The sequence below is a fragment of the Microcystis sp. LE19-195.1E genome (assembly GCF_027532095.1).
Taxonomy (GTDB): Bacteria; Cyanobacteriota; Cyanobacteriia; order Cyanobacteriales; family Microcystaceae; genus Microcystis; species Microcystis aeruginosa.
On sequence record NZ_JAPZSZ010000118.1, the window covers coordinates 1 to 7,572 of the forward strand.

The 7,572-nt window shown below is 41.3% G+C and carries 9 protein-coding genes and 1 pseudogene; 5 read left to right on the plus strand and 5 right to left on the minus strand.

From position 1 onward, the window contains the following. Positions 1-502, minus strand: a 502-nt coding sequence (locus O9300_RS07110) for a Uma2 family endonuclease (protein ID WP_287970915.1), incomplete at its 3' end; no start/stop codon positions are given. Between the two features lie 259 nt (positions 503-761). On the opposite strand from O9300_RS07110, the gene O9300_RS07115 reads away from it, so the two are divergent. Together O9300_RS07115 and O9300_RS07120 are read left to right on the plus strand one after the other, a co-directional pair. Next, positions 762-953: a type II toxin-antitoxin system HicB family antitoxin gene (locus O9300_RS07115; protein WP_287970917.1), complete on the plus strand. Its 192-nt coding sequence runs from the start codon at positions 762-764 to the stop codon at positions 951-953. After that, a complete protein-coding gene (locus O9300_RS07120; RefSeq protein ID WP_012267861.1) occupies positions 950-1,132 on the plus strand; it encodes a type II toxin-antitoxin system HicA family toxin in 183 nt (60 codons plus the stop codon). The genes O9300_RS07115 and O9300_RS07120 overlap by 4 nt, the downstream gene beginning before the upstream one ends. A 378-nt stretch (positions 1,133-1,510) precedes the next feature. Here O9300_RS07120 and O9300_RS07125 read toward each other — a convergent pair whose 3' ends face one another. The 3 genes and pseudogenes from O9300_RS07125 to O9300_RS07135 all read right to left on the minus strand — a co-directional run bounded on the left by O9300_RS07125 (position 1,511) and on the right by O9300_RS07135 (position 3,605). Then, the gene (locus tag O9300_RS07125) at positions 1,511-2,629 is read right to left on the minus strand and encodes a glycosyltransferase family 4 protein (RefSeq protein ID WP_287970918.1); all 1,119 of its coding nucleotides are present in this window, start codon (positions 2,627-2,629) and stop codon (positions 1,511-1,513) included. A gap of 44 nt (positions 2,630-2,673) precedes the next feature. Further along, a pseudogene (locus O9300_RS07130) lies at positions 2,674-2,949 on the minus strand (glycosyl transferase family 1); the annotation flags it as partial. 2 nt (positions 2,950-2,951) lie between these two features. Further along, a complete protein-coding gene (locus O9300_RS07135) occupies positions 2,952-3,605 on the minus strand; it encodes a D-glycero-alpha-D-manno-heptose-1,7-bisphosphate 7-phosphatase (protein ID WP_002758309.1) in 654 nt (217 codons plus the stop codon). An 800-nt stretch (positions 3,606-4,405) separates the two neighbouring features. Between O9300_RS07135 and O9300_RS07140 the strand changes: the two genes are divergently transcribed. The 3 genes from O9300_RS07140 to O9300_RS07150 all read left to right on the plus strand — a co-directional run bounded on the left by O9300_RS07140 (position 4,406) and on the right by O9300_RS07150 (position 6,913). Beyond that, positions 4,406-5,041 carry a D-sedoheptulose-7-phosphate isomerase gene (locus O9300_RS07140; RefSeq protein ID WP_287660925.1) on the plus strand — a complete coding sequence of 212 codons (636 nt, stop codon included), beginning with the start codon at positions 4,406-4,408 and terminating at the stop codon, positions 5,039-5,041. A gap of 37 nt (positions 5,042-5,078) precedes the next feature. After that, the gene (locus O9300_RS07145; RefSeq protein WP_110580259.1) at positions 5,079-6,104 is read left to right on the plus strand and encodes a GHMP family kinase ATP-binding protein; all 1,026 of its coding nucleotides are present in this window, start codon (positions 5,079-5,081) and stop codon (positions 6,102-6,104) included. 92 nt (positions 6,105-6,196) lie between these two features. Next, positions 6,197-6,913, plus strand: coding sequence for a nucleotidyltransferase family protein (locus O9300_RS07150; RefSeq protein ID WP_287970922.1), 717 nt, complete (start codon positions 6,197-6,199; stop codon positions 6,911-6,913). Here the strand turns inward: O9300_RS07150 and O9300_RS07155 are convergent. Further along, positions 6,891-7,376 carry a hypothetical protein gene (locus tag O9300_RS07155; RefSeq protein ID WP_287970924.1) on the minus strand — a complete coding sequence of 162 codons (486 nt, stop codon included), beginning with the start codon at positions 7,374-7,376 and terminating at the stop codon, positions 6,891-6,893. The two genes, O9300_RS07150 and O9300_RS07155, sit on opposite strands and share 23 nt — an antisense overlap. Positions 7,377-7,572 lie beyond the last annotated feature (196 nt).

Here is a 7,572-nt window from a genome sequence, read left to right on the forward strand (position 1 = left end):
CATTCTCTGATTCATAAACTTTAAATAACCATTCTCCATGATTTTGTTGATAAAATTGTTCAACATAATAACGGTATTGATCAATCAAAATATACTCCTTAAAGTCAGGAATTGAGCGATAAAACTTAAACTTATCAGTGCGATCATAATCTCTAGTTGATTTTGATAAAACCTCGACAATAATTAACGCATTAGTTACAGTATTTGTGCCTTTTCCTTCATATAATGGTTTGCCTTTAATCACCATTATATCAGGATAAGTATAAAAGCGATATGTCGGCATCCATAACCGTACATCACTCATAAAAGCCCAATAATCTTCATTATTAATCTTAGCTGGAAAATTTTTATAAAAATTACCAGCAATCAGATTATGATTAGTAGTTGCTCCCGTCATAGGAATAATTTCTCCATCTAAATATTCATTTTTGTATTCTGCTGTTTCTTCTAGCTGACAATATTCTTCAGGTGTATAATACCGTTTTTCGACTTGAACTTGCATACTAACCTCCCTTATCTTGGTTAAATTCCCATTCAATAGCAACTTTAATATTAGCTTGTGCTGAACCTTTTGTCACTAAAGATATCCCCGTTAATCTGTCTGAATTGGCGCTCACCGCTTTGGTAGGCTGCATTAACGAAGTGTAAGGCGGCAATCTCGCTGCCAACCATGATAATAAAGCTGATCGTGGCTTGGGAGCAATTCAGTTATAATAGGGGTCAACTTAATATCTTTAGCAACGCAGAATGAGGATTTCACCATGAAGATTCCATATACATATTGGAAAGAATCAGATGGGATGTTCTTGGGCTATTTGAATGAATTTCCAGATCATTGGACCCAAGGTGTTGACTTAGAAGAATTAATCGAAAACTTGGTCGATCTCTACAAAACATTTACTACGGAAGAAATCCCCGGAATCAAGAGATTTGCAGAGTTTGAACTCCCATGAAAAGACATGATTTAATTGCACAATTAGAGCAAGCGGGCTGCTATTTGATTAGACGTGGAGGGAAACACGATATTTACCATAATCCAGATACTGGAAAAACAGAACCAATTCCCAGACATCGAGAAATTAATGAGCGATTGGCTAAAAAGATTATCAAAAGTCTTACAGGCGACAGATAAATTCACAGTGCCAATTAGGGTCTGCTGAAAAAGTTTTTCGTGGGGCAGGGTGTGGGGTGTGGGGTGTAGGGTTTTAGCCATTTTCAGGGGGTCAATTATCTAATTTTCAGGGAAAAAGTGCCTTAATTTTCCCCCCGATTCCTCCAATGGCTGGCACTTTTTGATTTCAAAAAAGCCTAAAGATATTATCCAACAAGGTTTTTAGATTTATTCAGTAAACCCCAAAGCAAAGGAGCTATGGAAAAATGATTACTATAGGATTTGAAAAGGACGATCACTCTTACAGCAAGATTTCTAGGGCTAAAGTGAACCCCAGAACCATATCCTCCCCGCTTAAAATCGCGTTGGCAGGATAATGAGTCACCAAAAAGCTCTAGACTACAATTTTGGCAATAATCGGTCGTAGGATTGGATCATTCTTTCGTAAGTAAAGCGAGTGGCATTGATAAAACCTTTTTGCCTCAATTGTTCCAGGCGATCGGGAGCGAGAAGATTTTCTGCAATAATAGTAGCGGCGGCCTCGTGTTCGCTGGGATCGAAGTAAACGGCTGCATCATCAGCGATAACAGTCATGGGGAGACGATTGGAGGTAAAGACGGGACAACCACAGGATTGAGCTTCAATAACGGGAACACCGAATCCTTCCTGAAAGGAGGGAAAAATTAAAGCAGTTGCTAGGCAATAAAAGGCGCGGAGATCCTCATCGGAGACGGTTCCTAATTCGATTACTTGTGCGGACAAGTTATTCTGATTAACAAATTCTCGCATATTCGGCAGCAAAGGTTTTCCCATCAGGATCAATCGGCAATTTTCCAGACCGGGGAAAGTAATTAACTTTTTGAATATTTTCAGCAATCCCAATCGATTTTTATACCATTGGTCGCCCCCGACATGAATTAGCCAGGGACAATCACTATTAATGTTAAATTTGGCCACTAGATTTACCGCCGCTGCTCTTGTCATCGGACCGTATCCCTCACTCAAGCAATCCTCAATTACTTCCGTTTGTTCGGGGGTAATTTTGGTTAAACGGAGAACATCGGCACGAGTAGCTTCGGAAGAACAGACAACATATTTAGCCTGTTTGAATCCTCGCAAAATCATCGCCTGATACTGTTTTCCCGTCCAACTGGTGGGATTTTCAGGAATTTCTCCTAGGGCGGAACGAATGGCCAGCATATCGTGACAGATGACAAAATATTTGCGATCTTTTAGATAGGGAGTTAAATAGGATAAAGCTTGATCACAAATGCAGACGATATCGGCCCAATCAAGCTGCTGACGTAACTGCACTGGGAAAATAATTAACTTATCAATATACCCTAACCACTTGCCGAGTCCCTGGGGAGAGGATTTTAGTTGACCGAAAATAGGCTGGGCTTGCACTCGCCGAATTTCGTGTCCTTTTTGTCTGAGTCCTTTCTCCACTAAACCGACAAAACGATTGATACTGATCTGCCGATCGTTGACGTAATTTCCTACTATTAAAACTTTCATGATTAGGCTCCAAAAAATCAATTTTTATGGCGGTAAAACTCTCAAACAGTTCCCCCCAGAAAGCGCCCTGTTTGACCGATTAGTTTTGTCAGTCCCTTGCCTTGAGCGGGAATTTGCCGGGGCGGAAATAAGACAAGATGATCGGTAAAGGTTTTGAGTTCTTCGATCTGAGTTTCCGTGACATTCTCCACCCGACGGGCGAACAGGGTGACATCGTGGTTTTGATGAAGACATTTGATCAGGTTAAAAGTTCTCCCCTCGGTTGCCCCGCGACTAGGTGGATAGGGAAAGTTATGGCAAAAAAGGACTAATATTCTCATAATTATGGTTCGGCAGCGGTTTTTGACAATAATTCTACCGTTTCCTTTAGTTGGCTATATACAGGAATCTGAACTGGGTATTTCTCGATCTCCCCAAGGGTGACTTTTCCTCGCCCTGTTAAGAGCAATACGGGCTGACAACCAGCTTCTAGGGCGCATTCTAGATCGCTGGGAGCATCGCCGATAAACAACGAGCCGGCTAAGTCGATTCCGTATTGGTGGGCGGCGGCCAGCAGCAGATAGGGGGAGGGTTTGCGGCAGGGACAACCTTCGTCGGGATGGTGCGGGCAGATGGCAAGATCGTGAAAATGCACGCCCAATTGTCGGTATTCCTCGATCATGCGCCCGTGAATCGCCGCTAGATCATCCCAAGTGAAATAGCCCCTAGCAAGTCCCGATTGATTGGTAATGATGATCAGCAGATAGCCGGCATCCTGCCACTGTTTTAAGGCAGCCGCTGCCCCGGCGGGAATGCTCACCTGTTCTGGTTTACTCAGGTAGGGGATATAGTCAATAACTACCCCATCTCGATCGAGAAATAAGGCTTTGTTCTTTTTTGATCTATCTTCGCTTTCGTGGTCAGAATTGCCAGGAGGTGGCGGATACGGGTATTTTTGGTCGCCGTCATTGACAGAAATTGCGGGGAAAGGATTCATGATGTGGGACTTTTTCGAGTCGGGGACTAGAATTCTCAGTTCTTCTGTCAGAGACGAGAGCTTGAACCGATGGAAAGACAAAATTCGAGGGATTGTAGCGATTTGTGCTAGTTTTCTCGACTAAATTGCTTCTCTTTACTATCTAGGGCTGGCTGAATAAATCTAAAAACCTTGTTGGGTAAGACTTTTAGACCTTTTGTCAATCAAAAAGTACTGGCTCTGGGAGTGAGCGGGGGGAAATTTAGGCACTTTTTCCCTGAAAATTAGGTAATTGGCCACCTCAAAACTGGGAAAACCCCACACCCCACACCCCACACCCCACACCCTGCCCCCAGGAAAAACTTTTTCAGCAAACCCTATCTAGGTGTCAGAGTATAGCAATCAGGGCATATTATACGCCGTCAGGCCTTTGGACTTTTGATTATATCAGCAGTATTGTCATGAATTGTTAACATTTTTGTCCAGCCAAACAAAAGGCCAAGACTGGCAAGGGTTGAACCCCCCGTTCAGAAATCCCTCGTCTCGGCCAGAATAGATCAAAAGTTTATTTACAAACAAAACAAATTGTGCTAGAGTTGGCTGCGTTTGTCGTATATTCCGAGAATAACCGGCAAAAGATCACTCTTTTGACTCGATCGCTCTAGGTTTCTCTAGAACTATCATCGGCCTGTTTTTCTTGTCCCGTGATCAATTCTACCATGCTAGGGGTTTTGTACCCAATTAATGGACAGCGATTCTGGTCTTTTGATACTATTGAGAGTTAAATTTATTCAACTAATAAAAATTGGAAAATCAAACCTATGCGAATGGTGGAAAAATCAAACAAAAAATTGGATAGTTTCCAGAGCGATCCCTCTCTGTCAATTTTAATCAAGACTGAATTGGAGGAGGCTTATGTACTGAAAAAAAACCTACTAACCGAGACAAAATATCTAGAAAAAATCCAAGAGATTTGCCAAGTATGTATCAATGCTTATCGCAACAACCACAAAGTATTAGTCGCCGGTAATGGAGGCAGTGCCGCCGATGCTATCCATTTTGGCGGTGAGCTGCACGGCCGATTTCTGAAAGAAAGACAGTCTTTACCAGTTCGCGTCCTCAATAGCGATATCGCCAGTTTAACAGCGATTGCTAACGATTATGGTTACGAATATATTTTTAGCCGCCAGATAGAAGCGGAAGGAAACCCTGGTGATGTGTTTATCGGTATTTCCACTTCGGGAAATTCCGCCAATATCCATCAAGCTCTCAAAGTTTGTCAAGTAAAAGGTCTCACTAGCATCGGTTTAACTGGGGCGAAGGGATTAGCTCTAGAGGAAAAAACCGATTATTGTTTGATGATTCCTAGCACCAGTACCCCGCGCATTCAAGAAGGTCATGGTTTTGTTCTTCATACTATTTGTTTAGCGATCGAAGAAGCGCTCTTTCCCAACTAAAATCCCCTAGCAAAAAATCAACCTCAACAGCATACCCATGATCATCAGAACCAAAGCTCCTTTAAGATTAGGTTTAGGTGGTGGCGGCACCGATGTCGAGCCTTACTGTAGTCTTTATGGGGGTTACGTTCTCAACGCTACTATCGATCTCTATGCCTACTGTACAGTCACGGAAATTACTGACAAACAAGTCATTTTTGTTGCCGCCGATCGGGGAGAACAACAAATAGAAACCCTTCAGTTTCCTCTCCCCTATAACGGCGTTCTCGATCTGCATAAAGCGGTCTACAATCGTTTGATTAAAGACTTTAATCAAGGGCAACCTTTGCCGCTGCAAATCACCACCTTTTCCGATGCGCCGGCCGGTTCGGGATTGGGTTCTTCTTCTACCCTAGCCGTGGCCATAGTTAAAGCCTTTGTGGAACTGTTAAAATTACCCCTAGGCGAGTACGATATCGCCCATTTAGCCTACGAGATCGAACGAATTGATCTAGGCTGGTTGGGGGGCAAACAGGATCAGTACGCTGCCACTTTTGGCGGTTTTAATTTTATGGAATTTTATGAACAAGATCGAGTCATAGTTAATCCTTTGAGAATTAAAAATTGGGTGATCAATGAATTAGAAGTCTCTCTGATCCTCTACTATACAGGCATTTCTCGCTACTCATCTCAAGTAATTGAGGATCAAATTCAGAATGTCCAAGAAAAAAATGAGCAGGCGATCGCCGCTACCCATCAACTCAAAAAAGAGGCAATTCTCTTTAAAGAAGCACTGCTTAAATCAGATTTTATGGGGATAGCAGAAATTCTGAGAACTTCTTGGGAAGCGAAAAAGAAATTATCCAAATTAATTAGTAATCCGCAGATCGATCGCATTTATCGGGTAGCTAGGGAAACCGGGGCCTATTCAGGCAAAATATCGGGAGCAGGTGGCGGTGGTTTTATTATCTTTATGGTCGATCCTACCAAGAAAATCGAAGTAATAAAAGCTTTGAAATCAGAAGGAGGCCAAGTGATTAATTTTCATTTTACCAAATACGGAACCCAAGCATGGACATTATAGCAAACCAAGGCTCGATGGGGAAGGATTATCCCTATAACCCTAAGAATAGTTTTTAAAAGATTGGCAATAATTCAAATTTTTGAGGTGTATCTATGGATGTAATTATTCTGGCGGGTGGGTTAGGAACTAGGTTGCGATCAGTTATCAACAGTTTACCAAAACCTATGGCTCCCGTTGCCGACAGACCTTTTTTAGAATATCTATTAGATTACCTAATCTCTCAAAAAATTACCAACAAATTTTTAGTTTCTGTGGGCTATGAACATCAGAAAATTATCGATCATTTTGGCGATAATTACAAGGAATACGAACTGACTTATCTGATAGAAGATACACCCTTGGGAACTGGAGGAGCGATCCAGTTGGCACTAAATAAAATTGAAACCGAACAAGCATTAATTGTCAACGGCGATACCTTGTTTAATGTCAATTTATCCGCCTTAATTGATTTACATAATCAAAAAAAATCCCTGATAACTGTTGCTCTGAAGCCCATAACTGACTTCGATCGTTATAATAATGTTCTGCTAGACGATGACCAAAAAATTATCGGGTTTGAATCCAAAAAATATCAAGATAAGGGCTATATTAATGGCGGCATATATTGTGTATGGAAAAACATATTATCCAGCTTTGATCTGACATCAAAATTTTCTTTTGAGGACGACTTTCTCAAAGTTTATACCGAGAAAATTCCTATGTATGGCTTTATTTCTGACGAATATTTTATTGACATAGGCATCCCCCAAGATTACGAAAAAAGTCAGATTGAATTACCTGAACTTTTTAATTCCCGAAATCAGGTTTAACATCAGGATTAAAATACGAACCGTAAAACTTGGCGACTTTGATCAAATTATGGTCTTGATACCATCTGTGAGCGTTGTCAGCAATTTGCTGAAGTTGAGTCAAATCGAGACTAGACAGATTTTCATCAGCTACTAAATAATGTTTATTATTTTCTACTCCATCGGCTTCAGAAGGGTTATAGTCTGTTAGAACTGGAACCAAACCGTGGGCGGCATAGGCGGCAAAGACAGTGGATTTGCCTAAATCTCTTGGAAAACGGCTATAATCTAGAAAGCCTCCCCGTGAAGTTAACATTAATTCACTAACAACCTGATTAGACTGAAATCCCATAGGGACTATCTCTATTCCTTTGAATTGACCTTCTGTGGTACTCAAATCACAGGGATAACCAACATCATAAATGCGTTCAATGCCTAAAGCTCGACAGGCTTTTAAGGGACTTCCAAAAAATAAACTATTCATGCTCAAGAATAATAATCATTCTCGGAGTGTAGGAGGTAGGGGTCGATGGTTGCCTCCTCCTTCCAATTTTGTAGTAGAATTAATCCTGTACATTATTAATCAAGTTTTTCTTTGTAAGTGTATATGGAATTAACTGATTCCCTCAAGAAATTGCTCAGTGAAACTGCACTTCAATTAAAAGGTGCAGCTAAAAGAA

Coding starts and splice junctions, on each gene's coding strand:
- O9300_RS07135 (WP_002758309.1), bottom strand. CDS start 3,605: ATGAATCCTTTCCCCGCAATTTCTGTCAATGACGGCGACCAAAAATAC.
- O9300_RS07125 (WP_287970918.1), bottom strand. CDS start 2,629: ATGAAAGTTTTAATAGTAGGAAATTACGTCAACGATCGGCAGATCAGT.
- O9300_RS07155 (WP_287970924.1), bottom strand. CDS start 7,376: ATGAATAGTTTATTTTTTGGAAGTCCCTTAAAAGCCTGTCGAGCTTTA.
- O9300_RS07150 (WP_287970922.1), top strand. CDS start 6,197: ATGGATGTAATTATTCTGGCGGGTGGGTTAGGAACTAGGTTGCGATCA.
- O9300_RS07145 (WP_110580259.1), top strand. CDS start 5,079: ATGATCATCAGAACCAAAGCTCCTTTAAGATTAGGTTTAGGTGGTGGC.
- O9300_RS07115 (WP_287970917.1), top strand. CDS start 762: ATGAAGATTCCATATACATATTGGAAAGAATCAGATGGGATGTTCTTG.
- O9300_RS07140 (WP_287660925.1), top strand. CDS start 4,406: ATGCGAATGGTGGAAAAATCAAACAAAAAATTGGATAGTTTCCAGAGC.
- O9300_RS07120 (WP_012267861.1), top strand. CDS start 950: ATGAAAAGACATGATTTAATTGCACAATTAGAGCAAGCGGGCTGCTAT.